Source organism: Yersinia nurmii (assembly GCF_001112925.1).
Lineage (GTDB): Bacteria > Pseudomonadota > Gammaproteobacteria > Enterobacterales > Enterobacteriaceae > Yersinia > Yersinia nurmii.
Genome location: NZ_CPYD01000007.1, coordinates 181,653 through 203,640, shown reverse-complemented (window position 1 = coordinate 203,640; position 21,988 = coordinate 181,653). Strand labels below are relative to the sequence as shown.

The following is a 21,988-nucleotide window of genomic DNA, read 5'->3' as shown; positions in this document are numbered from 1 at the left end:
TTACTGCCCAATCCTGAAAAATCCTGTTTTTTCGTACAAAAACCAGCTACGCAACCGTTTTCCTTGCCTGTAGCTCATGGTATGCTCTACGCCCTCTTCGCCAGACACAATTCGCTCTGGCCGACGCTTGCACAATCACAGGAGCTTTACACCCATGGGAGCCAACCTCGATTCGGCTATCGCAGCCGGGGTTAAAATCGCAATAGTTATGGGGTCTAAAAGTGACTGGGCCACCATGCAGTTCGCTGCTGACGTGCTCACCGAATTGGATGTCCCTTTCCATGTGGAAGTGGTTTCCGCTCACCGTACGCCGGATAAATTATTCAGTTTTGCCGAACAGGCAGACGCTAATGGACTGGATGTGATCATTGCCGGTGCCGGCGGGGCAGCCCATCTTCCGGGTATGCTGGCGGCAAAAACGCTGGTGCCGGTGCTGGGCGTGCCGGTACAAAGTGCAGCGCTGAGCGGCGTAGACAGCCTTTACTCGATTGTGCAAATGCCGCGCGGTATCCCTGTGGGGACTCTGGCGATTGGCAAAGCAGGCGCAGCCAACGCGGCACTGCTGGCAGCACAGATTTTAGCGCTGCACGATAAAGCTCTCGCTGGGCGTCTGGCAGCGTGGCGTCAAAGCCAAACTGATGAAGTGCTGAATAATCCCGATCCGCGGGAGGGTGTATGAAGCCAGTTTGCGTATTAGGTAACGGTCAGTTGGGGCGCATGCTGCGTCAGGCCGGAGAGCCGCTGGGAATCGCAGTTTATCCAGTAGGATTGGACGCAGAACCCGAAGCCGTGCCTTATCAGAATAGTGTGATTACCGCTGAAATTGAGCGCTGGCCGGAAACCGCACTGACTCGCGAACTGGCTACTCACAACGCCTTCGTTAACCGCGATATTTTCCCGCGTTTGGCCGATCGCCTGACGCAAAAAAAACTGTTAGATAGCCTGAATTTAGCCACCGCGCCTTGGCAATTACTCGCCGATGCCGAACAGTGGCAGCAGGTTTTTGCTTCTCTGGGCGAACTGGTCATTGTTAAACGTCGCGTCGGCGGTTATGACGGACGCGGGCAGTGGCGTTTACGTCCCGGTGAGCAAGATAGCCTGCCTGCGGACGCCTACGGTGAGTGCATCGTCGAGCAAGGTATTAATTTTTCGGGTGAAGTTTCTCTGATTGGCGCACGTAGCCATGACGGGAAAACGGTTTTTTATCCGCTAACCCATAATCTGCATGAAGACGGTATTTTGCGTATCAGCGTAGCTTTACCGCAACCAGATGCCAAATTGCAGGCTCAGGCAGAAAGCATGTTGTCCGCCATTATGAATGAGCTGGATTATGTGGGCGTGATGGCGATGGAATGCTTTATCGTCGGCAATAATCTGCTAATCAACGAGCTGGCTCCCCGCGTACACAACAGCGGTCACTGGACGCAAAATGGTGCATCCATCAGCCAGTTTGAATTGCATCTGCGCGCTATTCTGGATTTACCACTGCCAAAACCGGTGGTTAGCACCCCTTCAGTCATGGTGAATCTCATCGGCACGGCCGTTAATTTGGCATGGCTTTCACAGCCTCTGGTTCATCTGCATTGGTACGAAAAAGAAGTGCGTGATGGGCGTAAAGTCGGGCATTTGAATCTCAACGATCCGTCGGCAAGACAATTAGCCGAAACGTTGAACTCGTTGTCCCCCTTGCTGCCTGACGAATATCAAAGCAGCCTGCGTTGGGCGCAGAAAAAACTGGGATAAGCATTAATGGAGACGCCATAAACGCCTCGGTTTTATCACAGAGTCAGTTATTATAATCAGGGCAGCCAATAGCTGCCCTTTTCTTTATCATCTAACCGGTGTTTATAACTGATGTTTAGCCTTCCTCGTAGCTGCGGAATAAAGCCTTTCCGCGTAGCAAACGAGCGCCCAGCCAGCCGCCGCATAGAGACAATAACAATGCGCCAAGCAACGGCAACATCCACCACAAAATCCAGTTAGGCTGCCACGGGAAATCAAATACCAACCGTTGCAATGCCCAGAGTGAAGCTTCGGCACCTATAGCGGCAGCGATGCCCGCCACCAGCCCCAGCAGAGCAAATTCGCACCATAATGTCCCCCGTAGCAAGCGCTTACCCGCGCCTAAAGTACGGTAAACCACCAGTTCCTGGCGCCTCTGGCGCATTCCCACCTGAACCTGCGCGAATAGCAGCAAAGTGCCACAAATCATGACCAGCACCACCATGACTTCCAACGCTCGACTCACCTGTTGCAATACTTGGCCGACCTGTTTCAACATCGAGCCAATATCCAGCAAGCTTAACGTTGGGAACTGGCGGTTCAATTGAGTCAATAACTGGTCGTCACCGTTATAACGGAAGCTGGTTAGCCAGGTTTGGGGCTGTTTATCCAAGGCACCCGGCGGGAAAATAAAGTAGAAATTAGGCCGTAAACTTTCCCAATCGACTTTGCGAATACTGCTCACTTTGGCCGAAAACGACTGAGTATCACCGCTGAAGGTTAAGGTGTCACCCAGATTGATACCAAGCCGCTCGGCTACACCCTGCTCCATCGACACTTCATCCGCTTTTGGCGGCCACTGCCCATCAGTTAACTGATTATGAGACGGTAAATCCTGTAACCAGGTCAGATTAAGCTCTCGATTGACCGCTTCCCCTCCCGGATCGTTTTCATGCACCCGTTCGGTCGCTTGCTGCTGGTTAATTTCCGTCAGGCGCACCCGCACAATCGGATAGAACGTGGTTGGCGTAATCTGGTGCTGATTAAGAAAAGTGCTAACCTGCGGCACTTGCTCCTTCGTCATATTCAACAGGAAATAGTTGGGGCTGTCCGGCGGTAATTGCTGCTGCCAGCGATCCAGCAGATCACCGCGCAGTACCAATAACAGCGCCAACAACATAAACGATAGCGAAAATGCCGCCAGTTGGGTCAATGTCATCCAAGGCTGACGCAGTAGGCGATTGATCGCCAAACGCAGTGGCAAGCGCGTCACCGTTAGTCGACGCAGCATTAATAGGCTGCCCCAACCGATACAACCCAATAACAGTGACAACACCAGTAAGCCGCCCAAAATCGCCCACAGCAAGGTATTGCCGCCCATTAACAGCGCCAGCACCCCGATCACCGCTAATAACATTAACGGGATGAAATAGCGCAGCGGCCAGACATTTGCCGCCACATCTCGTCGTAACACGCGTAACGGCTGAGTCGCTAATAACTGACGATAGGGGCGCACCCCCACCAGCAGGGAAATCAGAATCAGGGAGCCTATCGACCACAGCCACGGCCAGAGCCCGGCTGCGGGTAATGCCGCAGGCAGCACCGGCGCCAACATGGAAATCAGCAGTCTTTCAAATAGCAACCCCACCGCGCTACCGCACAATGCCGCCAGCATCAGTACCGATAACCATTGGCCGACAATCAGTTTTCTCAGCGCGGCCTTGCCCGCCCCCAGCGTTTTCAGTACCGCCACCAAATCATAGCGGCTACGGCAATAATGCCCCATCGCGACCGCAACGGCGGCAATGGAAAGTAACAGTGTCAACAACGCCGATAACAGTAAAAATTGCTGCGAGCGTTGTAAGGATTTCCCCAATGCGCCGCCAGATTCCTGTAAACCGTACCAACGTTGATCCGGCTGCAGTTCCGGTTTTATCTGATCGCCGAAGCGCTGAATGCTATCCGGCGAGCCCGCAAACATATAGCGATAGGTCAAACGGCTGCCCGGCTGCACTGCGCCGGTTTTTTCCACATCAGCCAGATTAATCAAAATGCGCGGCGCGGTCTGGAAAGGATTGAATCCGGCGTCTGGTTCCTCCAGCACTTCCCCGACAATACGCAGCGACGCATCCCCCACCTCCAGCCTATCGCCAACGTTAACGCCCAATAACGTTAGCAGGCGCGGAGCCACCAACACGGTGCCCGGTTCCAGCCGCGCATTCTCCGGCCGGGTTTTCAGCGTGCCGTATAACGGATAAGCGCTGTCCGTAGCCTTCACATCCGCCAATTGCGGTCTATCACCGGCGTAAGTCATGGTGGTAAACGACAGTTGGCGACTGAGAGTTAGCCCTTGCTGCTCGGCATCTAACAACCACCCCTCCGATACTGGGCGAGAAGCGCTCAATACCCGATCTCCCGCCAGAAAATCACGGCTTTGCTGGCTGAGGCCCTTCTCCATTCGGTCGCTGATGCTGCCCAACGCCAACACGCAGGCGACGGCCAGAGTCAACGCTAACCAGACAATTAATAAGGACGGCGAGCGCCATTCGCGCCAAAACCAACGCCAAATCATGCTTCCTCCCACAGCTTGCCATCCCGCAGGCGCAAACGCCGCTGGCAGCGCGCCGCCAGTTGTTCATCATGCGTGACCAAAATCAGGGTGGTGTCGTAATCGCGATTCAAAGAAAACAACAGATCGGCAATGCGGTCGCCAGTTTGACGATCCAAATTTCCCGTTGGTTCATCGGCAAACAATACCCGTGGACGACCACTAAATGCCCGAGCCAGTGCAACACGCTGCTGTTCTCCACCGGAAAGCTGAGCAGGCAGATGGTGCAGACGTTCCCCCAGCCCCAATTGCTGCAATAACTCCGTGGCTTGGGCTTTGCTCTGACGATCGCTATCCCCACGCAATAACGCAGGTAATTGAACGTTTTCCAGCGTGTTCAACGTGGGCACTAGCATAAATGACTGGAAAACAAATCCGACGTTTTTCGCCCGTAATTGCGCACGTCCTTCCTCATCCATTGCTGTCAAAGATTGCCCCAACAGGCTGACTTCGCCGCTGCTGCCATCATCCAAACCTGCCAGAATTCCCAGTAGGGTCGATTTACCAGAGCCAGACTCGCCAATCAGGGCAATTGTCTGCGCGGGTTTGACAACCAGCTCAACTCCGGTAAGGATGGAAAGCTGATGCTCACCCTGACCGACGTGTTTATTAAGATGATGAACTTCAAGAACGTTTTCCGCTGGCATCTTCCCTTCCTTCTGCTGTTGGGATTATTCAGTCTGCGCGCTGCTGCAAACGATACATTATTGATTTTGGGCGACAGTTTAAGCGCCGGCTATCGCCTGCCCATTGCCGAAGCCTGGGCTACCCGTCTGGACAAGCAATGGCAATCGCTGCCAGCTCATCCTAAAGTCGTCAACGCCAGTATCAGTGGCGACACAGCCGCGCAAGGTCTGGCACGGCTTCCCGCACTGTTGGCACAACATCAGCCCCGCTGGGTATTGATTGAATTAGGTGCCAATGACGGGCTACGCGGATTTCCCCCGCAGGATATTCAACGGGATTTAGCGCAAATCATCAGTCTGGTTAAACAGGCCGATGCTCAACCCTTGTTAATGCAAATCCGCATTCCACCAAATTATGGTCGCCGCTATACCGAGTCATTCGCCGCGCTGTATCCGGCAATAGCACAGCAGGCCGACATTCCTCTACTCCCTTTCTTTATGGAGCAAGTAGCGATAAAACCTGAATGGATGCAGGACGATAGCTTGCATCCTAACGCCGAGGCGCAGCCGTTTATTGCCGACTGGATGTCAAAGCAACTCACGCCTTTTATCCAAAAAGGTAAGTCAGAATAACGCAGCACTTATTAATATAAGATATTAGCTATCTGATAATATAAGTTCTTAGTAAACCATTAGTCTGGGCAAATAGGTTCATTCAGTAGGTAAAGTTATGCAAAAAGCGGTTTTAATCACCGGTTGCTCGAGCGGAATTGGTTTGGTAGCGGCGCAGGATCTGCGTAACAGAGGCTATCGGGTTTTGGCTGCCTGTCGGAAACCTCAGGACGTAGAAAATATGTCCCAATTGGGGCTAGAAGGCATTGAGCTGGATCTGGATGACAGCGCCAGCGTCGAGCGCGCCGCGACACAGGTTATCGAACTAACCGGTGGGCGACTGTACGGTTTATTCAACAACGGCGGCTATGGCTTATACGGTCCGCTGGACACCATTTCGCGCCAACAAATGGAACGGCAGTTCTCCACCAATGTATTTGGCACCCACCAACTCACCCAATTACTGTTGCCTGCCATGTTGCCCCACGGAGAAGGCCGAATTATTCAAACCAGTTCGGTGATGGGGTTGATTTCAACGCCGGGTCGGGGCGCTTACGCAGCCAGCAAATATGCGCTGGAAGCTTGGTCAGATGCCTTACGGATGGAGCTAAACGGCAGCGGGATTTTTGTCAGTTTGATTGAACCGGGTCCGATTAGCACTCATTTCACGCAAAACGTTAATCAGACCCAGGCTGACAAACCAGTGAATAATCCGGGTATTGCCAAACGCTTCACCCTGCCGCCTGAAGCGATTTTGCCCAAATTACGTCATGCATTAGAAGCGCCGCGGCCTAAGTTGCGCTATCCGGTCACGCTGGTGGCACACGCCGTTACGGTGTTGCGTCGTATTTTACCGGGCCGCTTGCTGGATCGCGTCTTGCGGGGCAATGCCTGATAACCGATAAACCGCGATAGAGGGTTGAAGCCGGATATTCTGCCCCCATCTATCGCTAAAACGGATGAGAGAATAAAGTCATGCTAGCACCAACAGTTATCGATATTACCGAAGCTAACCTACATCAAACCCTGGAACAGTCCATGGCGCAGCCGGTTCTGTTCTATTTCTGGTCGGAACGTAGCCAGCACTGCCTGCAATTAACGCCAGTTTTAGACAAATTAGCCGCCGAATACGCCGGTCAGTTCATTCTGGCCAAAGTAGATTGTGACGCTCAACAAATGGTTGCCTCACAGTTCGGCCTGCGGTCTATTCCTGCGGTCTATCTGTTTAAAGACGGCCAGCCGGTTGACGGCTTCCAGGGCCCGCAGTCGGAAGAGGTTATCCGCGAACTGTTACAGCGTGTATTACCTAAGCCAGAAGAACTAAAAGCAGCAGAAGCGGCGCAGCTTATCGCCGATGGCAAAATACAAGAAGCCCTTCCGTTACTGAAAGATGCCTGGCAGCTTAGCCAATATAACAGCGAAATCGGCCTGCAGCTGGCGGAAGTTCAGATTCAACTGAATCGTAGTGACGATGCGGAAGCGGTATTGGAAACTATCCCACTGCAAGATCGGGACACTCGCTATCAGGGCCTGATTGCACAGATAGAATTGCTCAAACAGGCGGCAGATACGCCGGAAATTCAGCAATTACAGCAACAGCTGCTCGATCAGCCTGAAAACGCAGAGTTGGCGGTACAGCTGGCACTGCAACTGCATCAAGTTGGCCGTAACGAAGAAGCGCTGGAACTGTTGATGAGCCATCTGAAAAAAGATCTGGCAGCAGCGAACGGCAACGCTCGCAAAACCTTGATGGATATTCTGGCCGCCCTTGGCACCGGCGATGCTCTGGCCGGTAAATACCGTCGCCAGTTGTACTCTCTGCTGTACTAAGCGACTAAGCACGTTTTAGCTTCTCTGCGCGGGATCTTTCTCGCGCTCTTTCTCATTCACTTTTCAGGTTTTTTTCTGCTTTTTCGATAGCAGAATGATTCCTTACATGTATTTACCTCCCTTTAGTTAGTCTTTTAGCCTGTCGTCGCGTAATATTATGAAACAATATTCATTGACTGACAGGAAGTTAACTATGTTTACGGTTATCCCGATTATTATCGTCGTTGCGCTGGTTGTGGTGTTCTCCGCAATCAAAATTGTCCCACAGGGTTTCCAGTGGACAGTTGAGCGCTTTGGCCGCTATACCAAAACGCTGATGCCGGGCCTGAACATCGTCGTCCCGTTTATGGACCGTATTGGCCGTAAAATCAATATGATGGAACAAGTTCTGGATATTCCTTCACAGGAAATCATTTCCCGCGATAACGCCAACGTTGCCATTGATGCCGTCTGCTTTATTCAGGTTATTGACCCGGTAAAAGCGGCTTATGAAGTCAGCAATCTGGAACTCGCGATTGTTAACCTAACTATGACCAACTTCCGTACCGTGCTTGGCTCTATGGAATTGGATGAAATGCTGTCCCAGCGCGATAACATCAACAGCCGCTTACTACATATTGTTGATGAAGCCACCAACCCTTGGGGCATCAAAATTACCCGCATTGAAATCCGCGATGTACGCCCACCGACCGAACTGATTTCAGCCATGAACGCCCAGATGAAAGCCGAACGAACCAAACGTGCGGATATTCTGGAAGCCGAAGGCGTGCGTCAGGCAGCAATTTTACGTGCTGAAGGTGAAAAACAATCTCAAATTCTGAAAGCAGAGGGTGAACGTCAATCCGCCTTCCTGCAGGCAGAAGCCCGTGAACGTGCCGCAGAAGCCGAAGCTCAGGCAACTAAAATGGTTTCTGAAGCTATCGCCGCCGGTGATATTCAGGCGATTAACTACTTTGTGGCACAGAAATACACCGATGCGCTGCAACACATTGGCTCAGCTAATAACAGTAAAGTCGTGATGATGCCACTGGAGGCCAGCAGCCTGATGGGCGCGATTGGCGGTATCGCTGAACTGATTGGCGAGAGCAAAACCAGCCGAGGTAAATAACCATGCTTAAACAGATTGCAGCAAACCCAAATTGGTTTTGGCTATCACTCGGCGGATTGTTATTAGCCGCAGAAATGTTGGGTGCCGGCGGTTATCTGTTATGGAGTGGCATTGCCGCTGTGCTGGTTGGCCTGTTGGTCTGGATGTTGCCGTTAAGCTGGGAATGGCAAGGTGTACTGTTTGCCGTTCTCACCGTTAGCGCCGCCATTTTGTGGTGGTATTGGCTGAGTAAACGAGTCAAACCGCAGCCTGCCATGCTTAACCAGCGGGATCACCAAATGGTTGGTCTGCGGGCAACGCTGACGGAACCGACACTGGACGGCTATGGACGAATGAGAGTCGGCGACAGTAGCTGGCGCATCCATAGTTCTGAAGAATTAAGCGTGGGCACGGAAGTCGAAGTGGTCTCTATTGAAGGTAACACTTTGAATGTACGTGCAATAACACGCTAGTTTGTAGCCCACTTTCGGTTGACGACCGTGGGCTTATTAACTCTATCCTTTCTGTTCGCTGTGACAGCACCCCGCCAGATTATTGATAATCGGACAATTCGCCCCCTCGTCGCCGGGGCATTCAGCCGCTAACGCCAGTAAGCGCAAGCGCATCTGATTCAAATCCTGAATATGTTTCTCTATTTCAGCTACTTTCTGTAACGTCGCGGCTTTGACGTCCGCGCTATGGCGATCCGGATTATGGAACAGCGCCAATAATTCACGACATTCATCCAGAGTAAATCCCACCTGGCGCGCCTGTCGCAGCAAAGTCAATTCTTCAATATGACGGGCATCATAGCTGCGATAACCGTTATCAGTACGGATAGGCGGCGTTACCAGCTTTTTTTCTTCGTAAAAGCGAATCGCTTTGCTGGTCAAACCGGTCTTTTTGGCCACATCGCTGATATTCATATTTCTCCCTTGACCTTACCCTTGCTGGAAGGTTTAACCTCCATAAGTAGTTAAAATAGTCATGTCGGTCAAGAGAAATTCACCTTATTGCCCGCCAGAAGATTGGCGTCAAGGTAAAGGGCTTAATACCGACTAAACTTATCCCCGCAGACAAAAGGATAAGTTTCTTACTCTTTAAGGAGTTAATCATGTCACACACTACGCTGCTTGCTTTGCAGGGTTTAACTTGCATGAACTGTGCCGGACGGGTGCAAAAGGCGCTGGAAGGCCGGCCTGACGTCGAACAGGCTCAGGTTAATGTTCACTATGCGAAAGTAGTCGGTGAAGCTGACGTACAGGCACTGATCGAAACGGTAAAACAGGCAGGCTATCAGGCGGAACCGGTACAGCAACCGAATGTAGAGTTACAACTTTCCGGCTTAACCTGCATGCACTGCGCGGCAACGACACGTAAAGCGCTGGAAGCCGTCCCAGGAGTCATCGCCGCCGATGTATCAACCTCCAACGCCAAAGTTTACGGTCAGGCCGATGCAAACGCACTGATTGCCGCCGTGGAAAATGCCGGTTATCAGGCCACGTTGGCACAGGAAAACACTGTCCCAAAAACTGAGCCGCTGGCACATGCTACACAACCTGAGCCGGAATCTCTGGCAGCGGCCTCTTCTCTTCCGGCAACAGAAAATACCACCGCAGCCGCTCCAACGGACGGCGACGATCCGGATAGCGTGCAGCTATTGTTAACCGGGATGAGCTGCGCCAGCTGCGTTTCTAAAGTACAAAAAGCGTTGCAAAGCGTAGATGGCGTACAGGTCGCGCGAGTGAATCTGGCTGAACGTAGCGCACTGGTGACAGGCTCTCCGAATAATAGCGCGCTGATCGCCGCTGTAGAAAAAGCGGGCTATGGCGCAGAAATTATCGAAGACGAAGCTGAACGGCGGGAGCGCCAGCAGGAAATGTCTCAGGCCAATATGAAGCGCTTCCAATGGCAGGCCGCGCTGGGGCTGTTATTAGGTATTCCATTAATGGCATGGGGTTTATTCGGCGGCAGTATGACGCTAACGCCAGAAACCCAAACTCCGTGGCTGGTGGTTGGTGTACTGACGCTGCTGGTCATGATCTTTGCCGGCGGACATTTCTATCGCAACGCTTGGGTCAGCCTGAAAAACGGCAGTGCCACTATGGATACGCTGGTGGCATTAGGCACCGGTGCCGCCTGGATTTACTCGATTACCGTCAATATCTGGCCCGATGTATTCCCGATGGAAGCCCGACATCTTTATTACGAAGCCAGCGCCATGATTATCGGTTTAATCAATCTGGGACATGCGATGGAACAACGCGCCAGACAGCGTTCCTCTAATGCGTTGGAACGCTTGCTGGATCTGGCACCACCAACCGCTCGAGTTGTTACTGAAGACGGTGAGAAACAAATCCCGCTGGCCGACGTACAACTGGGTATGACCCTCCGTTTGACCACCGGGGACAGGGTTCCCGTTGACGGCGAAATTGTGCAGGGTGAAGTGTGGATGGATGAAGCTATGCTCACCGGTGAACCGATTCCACAGCATAAATTCGCTGGGGATAAAGTACACGCCGGAACCTCAGTACAGGATGGGTCAGTTCTGTTCCGCGCTAACGCCATTGGTAGCCAGACTACGCTGGCACGGATTATCAAGCTAGTACGTCAGGCACAAAGTAGTAAGCCGGAAATTGGCCAGTTAGCCGATAGAATCTCTGCAGTATTTGTTCCTACCGTCGTGGCTATCGCCTTGATTGCCGGTGTGATTTGGTACTTCTTTGGCCCGCAGCCCCAAATTGTATATACCCTGGTGGTTGCCACCACGGTACTGATCATCGCGTGCCCTTGCGCACTGGGATTAGCTACGCCGATGTCGATCATTTCTGGCGTTGGTCGTGCCGCTGAGTTTGGCGTACTGGTGCGAGATGCGGATGCGCTTCAGCAGGCCAGCGGCCTGAATACACTGGTATTTGATAAAACCGGTACATTGACCGAAGGCCGTCCGCAGGTTGTCGCTATCCATACCTTTAACGGGGTTACGGAACAACAGGCGCTTAGCTGGGCGGCTGCGCTGGAAACAGGCTCAAACCATCCGTTAGCGCAGGCAATTTTGCAACGTGCCAAAGGCCTGACGCTGCCTGCCACCAGCCAGTTCCGAACCCTGCGCGGCTTAGGCGTCAGCGGTGATGTTGAAGGAGCATCGCTGCGATTAGGAAACAGTGCGCTGCTAGAACAACAAGGGATTGATACCCTTGAGTTAAGCGACTTAATGCAGCAACAGGCGAAAACGGGCGCCACGCCGGTTATTCTGGCGGCCAATGGGAAAGTCGCGGCGCTGTTCTCCATCCGCGATCCGTTACGCCGTGATAGCGTCTCAGCATTACAACGTCTGCATCAGCAAGGCTACAAACTGGTGATGCTGACAGGTGATAACCCGATTACTGCTAATGCTATTGCCAAAGAGGCCGGTATCGATCAGGTGATTGCCGGAGTGCTACCCGATGGCAAGGCCGATGCGATTAAGCAGTTACAGGCTGCGGGTAACAAAGTCGCGATGGTTGGAGATGGTATTAACGATGCGCCCGCGCTGGCTCAGGCCGATGTAGGTATTGCTATGGGCGGCGGTAGCGATATTGCGATAGAAACTGCGGCAATTACGCTTATGCGCCATAGTCTGCACGGCGTCGCCGATGCCGTAGAGCTATCCAAAGCGACATTACGCAATATGAAACAAAACCTACTCGGCGCATTTTTCTATAACGCGTTAGGGATTCCAATCGCGGCAGGTATTTTGTATCCGTTCACTGGAACGTTGTTAAGCCCTGTGGTCGCTGGGGCTGCCATGGCGTTGTCCTCCATCACCGTCGTCAGTAATGCCAACCGTTTATTACGCTTTAAACCTAAACAATAAACGAAGTCCTAACCCAATGGCGCACAACCCTTTATTGTGCGCCATTTAGCGTTTAGCATGGGAGAAATGCTAAATCAGGACGCACACGGTTATGGGTCAACTTTTACGTCAGCTAGCCACCTTTCTTGGTATCCTTTCTCCGCCGAGTTATCCATATCCGGGTATCGATTTGCAACTGCCTGGCGATCGCCACTTTCATTTGGTAGGGAGTATCCATATGGGGACCGAAGGCATGTTCCCGCTACCGGATATCCTGTTGGATCGCCTGATAAAAGCCGATGCATTAATCGTCGAGGCCGATATTACCCAAGGTGGCTCTCCTTTCGGTCACTATCCCGATGAACTACCGCTGGTCGACCGGCTCGCTGAAACAGATTACCAACAGTTTGTTCAGCGCTGTGAAGAATTAAAAACTGACCCGCTGGCTCTGGCCACCCTCCCGGCCTGGCAAATCGCGCTGATGCTACAAGCACGTCAGGCGCAGAATTTGGGGCTGCGCGGGGAGTACGGTATAGATTACCAATTATTGAATGCAGCCAAAGCGCAGCGGAAAAATATTATCGAACTGGAAGGTTCGCAAATGCAGCTTTCCCTACTGGAAACCCTGCCTGACAGTGGAATGGGGTTGTTAAAAGATACTCTGACCCACTGGCACACCAACGCCCGCATGTTACAAACCATGGTCAGTTGGTGGTTAGAGCGGCCCCCCTGCGACAGCCTAGCTAAACTGACAACAACTTTTAGCGATGATTTATACGAGCTATTAATGGTGCAACGTAACCAGCAATGGCAAAAACAACTTTCCGCCTTACCGGCGGGGCGTTATCTGGTTGCGGTGGGCGCTTTACATTTATATGGCGACGGAAATTTACCGGCTTTAATGCAGCCAACTCATGGATAAAAAAATGGCCAATATCACTATTGGCCAGTCAAAGAGGAATTTTCATTGTTTTAGTTATTACATAGCAAGCCGGCTTTCCTAACGGTCAACCAATTTGCTATATCAGGGTAGCAACCTGCGGATAATATAAGCAACTGGGATTCATTATTATTGAGGGATACAATTTCATAATTTTGATTCTATTGAGTTAATTTTTTTCTTACTAAGCCGCATTAAGCGTAAGATACTAAAAAGATAAGGATTATCCGCAACGATAGTCCTATTATGATTAACTGGTTTCATTTTTATATTGGACGAAAACTATGACTCCTGCCGTCATTCTGCTGGAAAAGCAAAAAATCGCCTTTACTCTTCACCCTTACGAACACGACAGCGCAGAAACAAATTTTGGTGATGAAGCTGTCAAAAAATTAGGGTTAGATGCCCGGCAAGTTTATAAAACCCTACTTGTTTGCCTGAATGGGGAAACCAAAAACTTAGCCGTTGCCGTCACTCCGGTCGCCACTCAGTTGGATTTAAAAAAAGTTGCCCGAGCCTTAGGGGCGAAAAAAGCAGATATGGCCGATCCACAGCTAGCGCAGCGAGTAACCGGTTATTTAGTCGGAGGAATTAGCCCGTTAGGACAGAAAAAACGTTTACCGACGGTCATCGACAGTCAGGCACAGCAATATGCCACCATGTTTGTTTCCGGCGGCAAACGCGGGCTGGATATCGAGCTAGCTCCAGCAGATTTAGGTCGGTTGCTCAACGCGGTCTTTGCGGATATAGCCAAACAGGATTAATCCTCGTTTCGCTCTGCCAAGGAATGCCTCTGAGCAAAAAATGGGGAATACGCATAGACGCATTAGCGCTACCCGTACTCCCCCGTTAAGATAAAAAGTCCCTAAGGTATTTTCTACCTCATCTCAACTCACTACTTATAAACAATCTCACCCTTCGGCTCATAGGCCGCAGCGTCTAGTGGAGAGTGTTTTTCAATATATTGCTTCAAGACTTCCGCATCGATGAAGCCGGTATTAACGTAGCTTGGCAAAGTATCCACTTTCGGATAACCATCACCACCTAGCGCGTTGAAATTCAGCGTTGCCATGCGATAGGTTTTATTCGCATCTAGCGGTTTCCCTTGAATTTTAACATCACTAACGCCAGTGCCATCGGCAATCAGGCTGACGTTAGCAAATTGAGCATAGGCACCTGAATCCACTTTTTTATTAGCGACAACAGCCAAATACTTCTCAACTTCACTGCCCTTCATATCCACATAAACCAACGTATTGCCGAATGGCTGCACTTTCAGCACATCTTTATAAGTGATATCGCCAGCATCGATAGAGTCACGCACGCCGCCGCCGCTCATCACTGCAAAATCAGCGCCAGCACGCTCTATTTGCGCCGCTAACAGCATCCGCGCCATATTAGTTTGCTGGAAGCGAACTTTGCTACGATCGCCTTCAAGCTTGCCATTAACGCTACCGACTTTAATTTCCAGCTGCGCTTTGCCTTTATCTTCAAACGGCGTGAGTAATTTCAACATTGCCGGATTTTCAGCGATCTCTTCGGTATAGAAAACGCGCTCACTGGTGCCGTCGGCTTTCTCTACTTTCTTCTTCAGATTAACCGGAATCAGCTGATAGTTAACCAACGTCAGCTCACCGTTGCGGAATTTAAAATCTGCACGCCCGACGTATTTACCCCATTCGTGCGCCTGAACGATCCAGGTTCCATTTTGGCGATCGGGTGCGCAAGCCGTACCCGGAACGTAATCTACCTGCTTATGATTCTCGCGGGACATACAAACCGGGTCCTGCGAATGCCCACCCACAATCATGTCCAGATAACCTGCAGGCAGACTACGAGCCATTTCTACATCACCTGGCGCATTAGAACCGTGATTGCCGTTGTCATAATGTCCCATATGGGTGGCGGCGATAATAATGTCCGGTTTTTCATCCTGACGCAGTTTTTCGACGACCTCTTTGGCTTCCACCGCCGGTACGCGGAATTCAATATCGGTGAAATACTCAGGATTGCCAATTTTAGCCGTATCGTCAGTGGTTAACCCAATAACCGCAATTTTAATCCCTTGCTTATCAAATAGGGCATAAGGTTTAAATAAGCGCTGCTGGGTACTCTTCTGATAAATATTGGCAGAGAGCAGCGGGAAAGTGGCCCATTTTTCTTGTTGACGCAATACGCTAAGCGGGTTATCAAATTCATGGTTTCCGATCGCCATCGCATCGTATCCCACTAAATTCATACCGCGAAAATCGGGTTCCGCATCCTGTAAATCAGACTCAGGTACACCGGTATTAATATCTCCGCCGGAAAGCAACAATAAGCTGCCCCCTTCTGCTGCCACTTGCTGGCGAATATTATCCACCAAGGTTTTTTGCGCCGCCAGGCCATATTCACCGTGATCGTTTTGCCAGAAATGGCCGTGATGATCGTTAGTGTGCAGGACAGTAATGTCGTAAGTTTTATCTTTTTCCCAAGCGCTGGCCCATCCGGGGGCAAAGGCCAATGTTACGGCCAACGCGCATGCTGTGGTATTGAATGAAAAACGCATGGCAAATCTCCATGTAATCGCCAAAAGCGGGTCGAGTAAAAGTCAGTCTGATGAATACAGATCGCGTAATAGTTCAGGATTTCTGTGAGAATCAAGGTGATACCTCGATGCAGTTTGCATTGTAACTCGATTAGATACACCTGAATTTCACATTTTTGCGATACCTGTCAAATAATGCTGGATATAGCAAAAATCATACGATATGCATAACATGTATCCATTACCGCGCTATCTTTCACAATAAAAAAAATTAGGCTGATACTCATCATGACCGATCGCATCGTCCCCCCAACTTCCCAAACTAAGGGAAATGTATTAAAGCGAACATCGTTTTCCATATTAGGGGCGATAAGCGTCTCTCATTTACTAAACGATATGATTCAATCGCTGATTTTAGCTATCTATCCTTTATTACAGACAGAGTTCAGCCTGAGCTTCACTCAAATCGGCTTGATTACATTAACCTATCAGATGACTGCATCAATGCTGCAACCGTTGATTGGCCTCTACACAGACAAGCACCCACAGCCTTATTCCTTACCTATTGGTATGGGATTCACGCTTTCGGGCATCTTATTACTGGCCGCTGCGACTACTTTTCCCGTGGTGTTGTTGGCAGCGGCGCTAGTTGGCACCGGCTCCTCCGTATTTCATCCTGAATCTTCCCGCGTGGCACGCATGGCATCTGGCGGGCGTCACGGGCTAGCGCAATCGCTGTTTCAGGTTGGTGGGAATTTTGGTAGCGCGTTAGGCCCATTACTGGCGGCGGTCTTTATCGCCCCCTACGGTAAAGGGAATGTTGGCTGGTTTTCACTGGCGGCGTTACTGGCCATTGTGGTGCTATTACAGGTCAGCAAATGGTATCAAATGCAAAATCGCGCAGTGGCCGGTAAGCCGATAATAGCGACGCCGGTACACACGCTGCCTAAAAAGACCGTAATTGCCACTTTAGCGATTCTGTTAGTACTGATATTTTCCAAATATTTCTACTTAACCAGCATAAGTAGCTACTACACCTTCTATTTAATCCATAAGTTTGGTGTTTCAGTACAAAACGCCCAAATCCATTTGTTTGTATTCTTGTTTGCCGTAGCCGCAGGCACCATCATTGGCGGGCCTTTGGGGGACAGAGTTGGGAGAAAATACGTTATTTGGGGCTCTATCCTTGGTGTTGCCCCATTTACCCTTATTTTACCCTACGTATCTCTGCAATGGATTGGCATTTTGACGGTGATCATTGGTGTCATATTGGCATCAGCGTTTTCTGCCATTCTGGTTTATGCACAAGAGCTAATCCCCGGAAAGGTAGGCATGGTTTCCGGCTTATTCTTCGGTTTAGCTTTCGGTATGGGGGGATTAGGTGCGGCTGTACTTGGTTATGTTGCTGATTTAACCAGTATCGAGTTGGTTTACCAAATCTGTGCATTCCTGCCACTCCTTGGGATATTCACAGCCTTACTGCCTAATATTGAAGAAAAGTAGTCATTATTACTAACTTAAGCCGGATGAGATAGCAGTATTATCTGGCTTAAACCCTTATATCCATTAGGCCTAAATGAGATATCACTCACAAATGACCACCTCAGGCAATTTACAGGCCAACCTTCAATTTTATTGACAAAATATGAATTTTTATCGCGCAAAGTTCACTCAAATGCAATAAACTAGTGCTATTGCTGTGAATGAACACTGCCGTATAACAAGAAGGAGTCTGGATGCACCACTCAACACCCCTGATTACAACGATTGTAGGAGGCCTCGTACTCGCCTTCCTCCTCGGTACACTGGCACACCGCCTGCGCATCTCTCCATTAGTGGGATATCTCGCCGCAGGGGTGTTAGCCGGGCCATTCACGCCGGGTTTCGTCGCCGATACGTCATTAGCGCCAGAACTGGCTGAAATCGGTGTTATCCTGTTAATGTTCGGTGTTGGGCTGCATTTCTCTCTTAAAGACCTCCTCGCTGTAAAATCCATTGCTATTCCCGGTGCCATAGCGCAAATCGCAGTTGCCACATTGTTGGGTATCGGCCTTTCGAGCCTGTTGGGTTGGGATCTGGTCACAGGCTTGGTGTTTGGTCTTTGCCTGTCTACCGCCAGTACCGTGGTATTGCTGCGAGCACTGGAAGAACGGCAGTTGATCGACAGCCAACGTGGACAAATAGCCATTGGCTGGTTGATAGTTGAAGATCTGGCGATGGTACTAACATTGGTGTTATTACCAGCATTCGCTGGCGTTATGGGTAGCGAAAATACCAGTTTGAGCCAATTATTCACCGAATTGGCAATAACCATTGGTAAAGTCATCGCCTTCATCACCTTGATGATAGTGGTTGGCCGCCGCCTTGTCCCATGGATATTGGCAAAAACCGCCAGTACCGGCTCCAGAGAGCTATTTACCTTGGCCGTGCTGGTCTTAGCGCTGGGTATCGCTTACGGTGCTGTAGGGCTGTTTGACGTCTCATTCGCCCTAGGCGCCTTTTTTGCCGGTATGGTGTTAAACGAGTCCGAACTCAGCCACCGCGCGGCTCAGGATACCTTACCGCTGCGTGATGCCTTTGCCGTCCTGTTTTTTGTTTCGGTTGGCATGCTTTTCGACCCGATGATTCTGGTTCGTGAGCCTTTAGCGGTTATCGCCTCACTGGCTATCATTATCTTCGGTAAATCTGCCGCAGCCTTCCTATTAGTTCGCATGTTTGGCCACTCTAAACGCACTGCACTGACTATTTCGGTCAGTTTGGCGCAGATCGGTGAATTCGCCTTTATTTTAGCGGGTTTAGGGATCTCTCTTGGTTTGATGTCGGAGCATGGCCGCAATCTGGTTTTAGCCAGTGCCATTCTTTCTATCATGCTGAATCCATTGCTATTTAGCCTATTGGATCGCTATCTAATTAAAACCGAAACCATGGAAGATCAAATTCTGGAAGAAGCAGTAGAAGAAGAAAAACAAATTCCAGTCGATCTGTGTAACCACGCTTTATTAGTCGGTTATGGCCGCGTAGGTAGCCTACTGGGATCAAAACTCAATGCAGCCGGTGTTCCATTAGTGGTCATCGAAAACTCCCGAACCCGAGTCGAAGCCTTGCGTGAGCAAGGAATTAACGCGGTGCTGGGCAACGCAGCCAATGCAGAAATCATGTCATTGGCTCGACTAGACTGCGCACGCTGGCTGTTACTAACCATTCCAAATGGCTATGAGGCGGGTGAAATTGTCGCTGCGGCGCGTCTCAAACGCCCAGACCTTGAGATTATTGCCAGAGCGCATTATGACGATGAGGTGGTTTATATTTCCGACCGCGGTGCCGATCAGGTCGTTATGGGTGAACGCGAGATTGCAGGCAGCATGCTAAATATGCTGAAAATCGATACGTTGAGTGAAGAAGTCAAAAGCGCAGCTTGCCCGATCTGACTAGACCGATATTAAAATACAAAAGGCCAGCAATGCTGGCCTTTTGTTGTCTAGCGATTGGATTAACGTTCCCAGTAAGACTCTTCCAGACTATCCTCTCGCTCAGGTAAACCGCGCGTCAGACGAGGAGAGTGCTGATTCAATACCTGATAGCTCACTCGATTAGCATATTTACAAACCTGCGCCAAAGACGAATAGCTCAGGTAACTACGCACATGTTTACTTGAATTAGGAACATTATTACGATGATAACCGTTGGCCGCTATATCATGTAACACTGCGGACAATGCCCCATCCCCTGCCCCATTAGTATTCATAATCTTCTCAGGTCCGCCCATATAAGGAGCGATGTGTGAGTAAATCTTGAATGGCGTATCACAATGTTCTTTTCTCATTGCGCGGCTAAATTCGTACATATTGAATTCAGCAACAGTACCCGGCAGTAAAGGATGCTGAGTCTGGCGTTTGCCAGCTTCTTCCGTATAGCCAGCCATATAAAGGCCATTTGGCCCGGCGGTACATAGCACCAAATCGACCCAATCCAGCGCCATATCTGCGGCCATCAATGGATCGCTGATCCCCGTAAGCTCCAGCGCTTCATCTTCATTCATCGCTAAAATAGAGACGTTTTCTTTAAGGAAATCTCGCCACCATTGAGGATTATCTGCAATGACGTATTTTGTACCCAACGTCAGTACCACTGGCACATGATATTTTTTAGCGTATGCGATGGCCTGCATAGTGGCATCTGGCATTGGCTCACCGGGTTTACAACGAACTAAATAAGCAGTGAGAACTAAAGCCGAGGCTCCTGCAATCACTTCTTCAGGAATGCTTCCTGGGCGTAGCTGATTCATTTGGCCAGGACTGATAGCGAAAGTCCGCTCTCCGTTCTCAGTAATCAAGGTAAAACAGCGGCCAATAGCGCCATCCACGGCCTGCAAATAATTTAAGTCAGTACGACTTGAGGTATTACACAGATAACGATAGGCATAGCTGCCAATCTTTATATTGCTGCACATGGTTCCAAGTAAAACAGAGCGGTCATCAGCCAGAACCGAGTAATTATGCAATGTATTACCGATGGTGCCACCTGCAAACTCATGGGTAATCAAACCATTGCTGGTTAACTCCTGATAAAGAGCCTCAGCCACATCATCTTCAATAACTAAAGAATGTCCCTGGCTCAAACCGTAGCGCTGAATAAATCCTTCATCAACTTTGGCCTCAATATCGACTAGGGTTTGGTCGATACCGACGATATAAGAGGTGCTGACCTCATTTTCGGCCTGAACCTGCGTTTGTTGTAATAACGGATCGCGGGCATTGACCGGAAAATAATGTTTGGATTTACGTTTACCAGGAAATTTCATTGTTTTGATTGGCAGTGTGAAGATGAAAAGGAAGTGGATTTTAGCATAAGCTCAAGCTGGAAACATAATTAGGGAAAAGGTATGAGGTCGATTTAATGCGGTCAGAGAACAAGGATGAACGCTAACTTCAGAATTTTTATAAAAAAAAAGCCGGACAAGCAGCGCTTATCCGGCAATGTAAAATATCAATTATTATTGATTCGTTATTTTTTATCGGTATTCGCCAGCTTTAACATCTCATCTTCACGCTCGCGTTCACGCATGAAATGATCAACTAACACAAAGCCGACAGATCCCACCAAACCTGCAAGTGCGAACAGGATCATAATCAGCCCACGTTTAGGCGCATCTCTTTTGGTTGGCTCGGTTGGCTGTTGCAGATATTTAAATGGCACCACTTCCACTTTAGGAATTTCCAACGCATTTAACTTATCCAGATACAGTCTACGGTTAAGAATTTCAGCATTGATAGAAGCCAAGTCAGTCACCGATTTCTCAATTTCCAATTTGCGATTCAGTGCATCAGAACCCATAGTAATAGGGAAATCTGGATCATCACTAATAGCAGAACCACTACTGTAAACTGGTTTTTTAATACCCGCCGCATCAGCAATTGAAGTCGCGTACTTCAAACGTTCAATTTTAACTTCCTGACTATTCTTGGCACGCAATAGGTCCAAAGTATATTTATCAGTACCAATACCTTTAGCTAAATCAACAGCACGCTGTATTTTTCTAGATACATCAGCATTAACTATACTGTTAACGTAGTTAATATACCCCTGCAATAAATCACGCGCATCTGTAGCCGTCATGGCGCTGTATGATAATTTGTAGTACCGATATTCCTTATCATTATCGCTTTTATCTCTCTGCGGGCTGACTGATGTGATATTCTCATTCACTATCCGTTCAATTAATGCTCTTTTCTCCAGACCATCTTCAGGATTATCTCGCATTAATCTCTTAAAATACTCAGTATTCACTAAATACTGCTCACGGAGATCTTGAGAATCAAAGTTTTGTTTAAAAATAGACAATAAATAATCTGAATTGATATCAAGCTTAATATCAAGCACAGATAAATTAGTTGTTATCTTATCTAACACTTGAATTTGTTCATCGCCAGGCGAGACGATAACTGCTGTGCTCGTCCAGCGTTGAGGGAGAATAAAGGTAATAACCAAACCAATAATGATAAAAATAAAAGTGGTGAATATTATTTTTATTTTAGATCTAAAAATAATAGCCATTAACTCAAATAAATCTATCTCATTTTTCGAGGAGTTTACATTAGGAAAACCATAATCAGAAGGCATTTTAGAATCACTATTATTTACTTTAAAATTATCAGCCATTAACCGTCACCGAATTGAGAATCATTACTAAACTTAGCACCC

Annotated in this window: 18 protein-coding genes; 12 read left to right on the top strand and 6 right to left on the bottom strand. The window is 49.4% G+C overall.

The annotated features are described in order from the left end of the window. Positions 1-154: 154 nt before the first annotated feature. Both purE and purK read left to right on the top strand, forming a co-directional pair. Positions 155-679: a 5-(carboxyamino)imidazole ribonucleotide mutase gene (gene purE, locus AD970_RS10955; RefSeq protein ID WP_049598672.1), complete on the top strand. Its 525-nt coding sequence runs from the start codon at positions 155-157 to the stop codon at positions 677-679. Then, positions 676-1,743, top strand: a complete 1,068-nt coding sequence (gene purK, locus AD970_RS10950; protein WP_049598670.1) for a 5-(carboxyamino)imidazole ribonucleotide synthase — start codon at positions 676-678, stop codon at positions 1,741-1,743. The genes purE and purK overlap by 4 nt, the downstream gene beginning before the upstream one ends. A 115-nt stretch (positions 1,744-1,858) precedes the next feature. Here purK and ybbP read toward each other — a convergent pair whose 3' ends face one another. Then, the gene (ybbP, locus tag AD970_RS10945) at positions 1,859-4,294 is read right to left on the bottom strand and encodes a putative ABC transporter permease subunit YbbP (RefSeq protein ID WP_049598668.1); all 2,436 of its coding nucleotides are present in this window, start codon (positions 4,292-4,294) and stop codon (positions 1,859-1,861) included. Further along, positions 4,291-4,977, bottom strand: coding sequence for a putative ABC transporter ATP-binding protein YbbA (ybbA, locus tag AD970_RS10940; protein WP_049598666.1), 687 nt, complete (start codon positions 4,975-4,977; stop codon positions 4,291-4,293). The genes ybbP and ybbA overlap by 4 nt, the downstream gene beginning before the upstream one ends. On the opposite strand from ybbA, the gene tesA reads away from it, so the two are divergent. From tesA to AD970_RS10915, 5 genes are all read left to right on the top strand, one after another. Beyond that, positions 4,948-5,589, top strand: a complete 642-nt coding sequence (tesA, locus tag AD970_RS10935) for a multifunctional acyl-CoA thioesterase I/protease I/lysophospholipase L1 (RefSeq protein WP_049598664.1) — start codon at positions 4,948-4,950, stop codon at positions 5,587-5,589. The genes ybbA and tesA overlap by 30 nt on opposite strands. 97 nt (positions 5,590-5,686) lie before the next feature. Continuing rightward, positions 5,687-6,463: an SDR family oxidoreductase gene (locus tag AD970_RS10930; RefSeq protein ID WP_049598661.1), complete on the top strand. Its 777-nt coding sequence runs from the start codon at positions 5,687-5,689 to the stop codon at positions 6,461-6,463. Between the two features lie 80 nt (positions 6,464-6,543). Then, the gene (locus AD970_RS10925; protein WP_049598659.1) at positions 6,544-7,398 is read left to right on the top strand and encodes a co-chaperone YbbN; all 855 of its coding nucleotides are present in this window, start codon (positions 6,544-6,546) and stop codon (positions 7,396-7,398) included. Between the two features lie 193 nt (positions 7,399-7,591). Beyond that, positions 7,592-8,506: an SPFH domain-containing protein gene (locus AD970_RS10920; RefSeq protein WP_049598657.1), complete on the top strand. Its 915-nt coding sequence runs from the start codon at positions 7,592-7,594 to the stop codon at positions 8,504-8,506. 2 nt (positions 8,507-8,508) lie between these two features. Next, the gene (locus AD970_RS10915) at positions 8,509-8,958 is read left to right on the top strand and encodes an NfeD family protein (protein ID WP_049598655.1); all 450 of its coding nucleotides are present in this window, start codon (positions 8,509-8,511) and stop codon (positions 8,956-8,958) included. Positions 8,959-9,000: 42 nt separating this feature from the next. On the opposite strand, the gene cueR is transcribed toward AD970_RS10915, so the two are convergent. Next, entirely contained in the window at positions 9,001-9,411 is a 411-nt protein-coding gene (gene cueR / locus AD970_RS10910; RefSeq protein ID WP_049598653.1) for a Cu(I)-responsive transcriptional regulator, read from the bottom strand. A gap of 188 nt (positions 9,412-9,599) precedes the next feature. Between cueR and copA the strand changes: the two genes are divergently transcribed. From copA to ybaK, 3 genes are all read left to right on the top strand, one after another. Then, complete coding sequence (gene copA, locus AD970_RS10905) at positions 9,600-12,341, top strand: copper-exporting P-type ATPase CopA (RefSeq protein ID WP_049598651.1); 2,742 nt, start codon at positions 9,600-9,602, stop codon at positions 12,339-12,341. Positions 12,342-12,432: 91 nt separating this feature from the next. Then, the gene (locus AD970_RS10900; RefSeq protein ID WP_049598649.1) at positions 12,433-13,242 is read left to right on the top strand and encodes a TraB/GumN family protein; all 810 of its coding nucleotides are present in this window, start codon (positions 12,433-12,435) and stop codon (positions 13,240-13,242) included. 302 nt (positions 13,243-13,544) lie between these two features. Next, positions 13,545-14,024 (top strand): Cys-tRNA(Pro)/Cys-tRNA(Cys) deacylase YbaK, encoded by a 480-nt coding sequence (gene ybaK / locus AD970_RS10895; RefSeq protein WP_049598648.1) that lies wholly within the window; start codon positions 13,545-13,547, stop codon positions 14,022-14,024. Between the two features lie 131 nt (positions 14,025-14,155). Here the strand turns inward: ybaK and ushA are convergent, their stop codons facing one another. Next, positions 14,156-15,808 (bottom strand): bifunctional UDP-sugar hydrolase/5'-nucleotidase UshA, encoded by a 1,653-nt coding sequence (gene ushA / locus AD970_RS10890; RefSeq protein WP_049598646.1) that lies wholly within the window; start codon positions 15,806-15,808, stop codon positions 14,156-14,158. Positions 15,809-16,075: 267 nt separating this feature from the next. On the opposite strand from ushA, the gene AD970_RS10885 reads away from it, so the two are divergent. Continuing rightward, positions 16,076-17,290 carry an MFS transporter gene (locus AD970_RS10885; protein WP_049598644.1) on the top strand — a complete coding sequence of 405 codons (1,215 nt, stop codon included), beginning with the start codon at positions 16,076-16,078 and terminating at the stop codon, positions 17,288-17,290. 233 nt (positions 17,291-17,523) lie between these two features. Further along, positions 17,524-19,215, top strand: coding sequence for a YbaL family putative K(+) efflux transporter (gene ybaL / locus AD970_RS10880; RefSeq protein WP_049598641.1), 1,692 nt, complete (start codon positions 17,524-17,526; stop codon positions 19,213-19,215). Positions 19,216-19,277: 62 nt separating this feature from the next. Here the strand turns inward: ybaL and AD970_RS10875 are convergent, their stop codons facing one another. Beyond that, positions 19,278-20,588, bottom strand: a complete 1,311-nt coding sequence (locus AD970_RS10875; protein WP_049598639.1) for an inosine/guanosine kinase — start codon at positions 20,586-20,588, stop codon at positions 19,278-19,280. A gap of 203 nt (positions 20,589-20,791) precedes the next feature. Further along, entirely contained in the window at positions 20,792-21,946 is a 1,155-nt protein-coding gene (gene wzz(fepE), locus AD970_RS10870) for an LPS O-antigen length regulator Wzz(fepE) (protein WP_049598637.1), read from the bottom strand. Positions 21,947-21,988 lie beyond the last annotated feature (42 nt).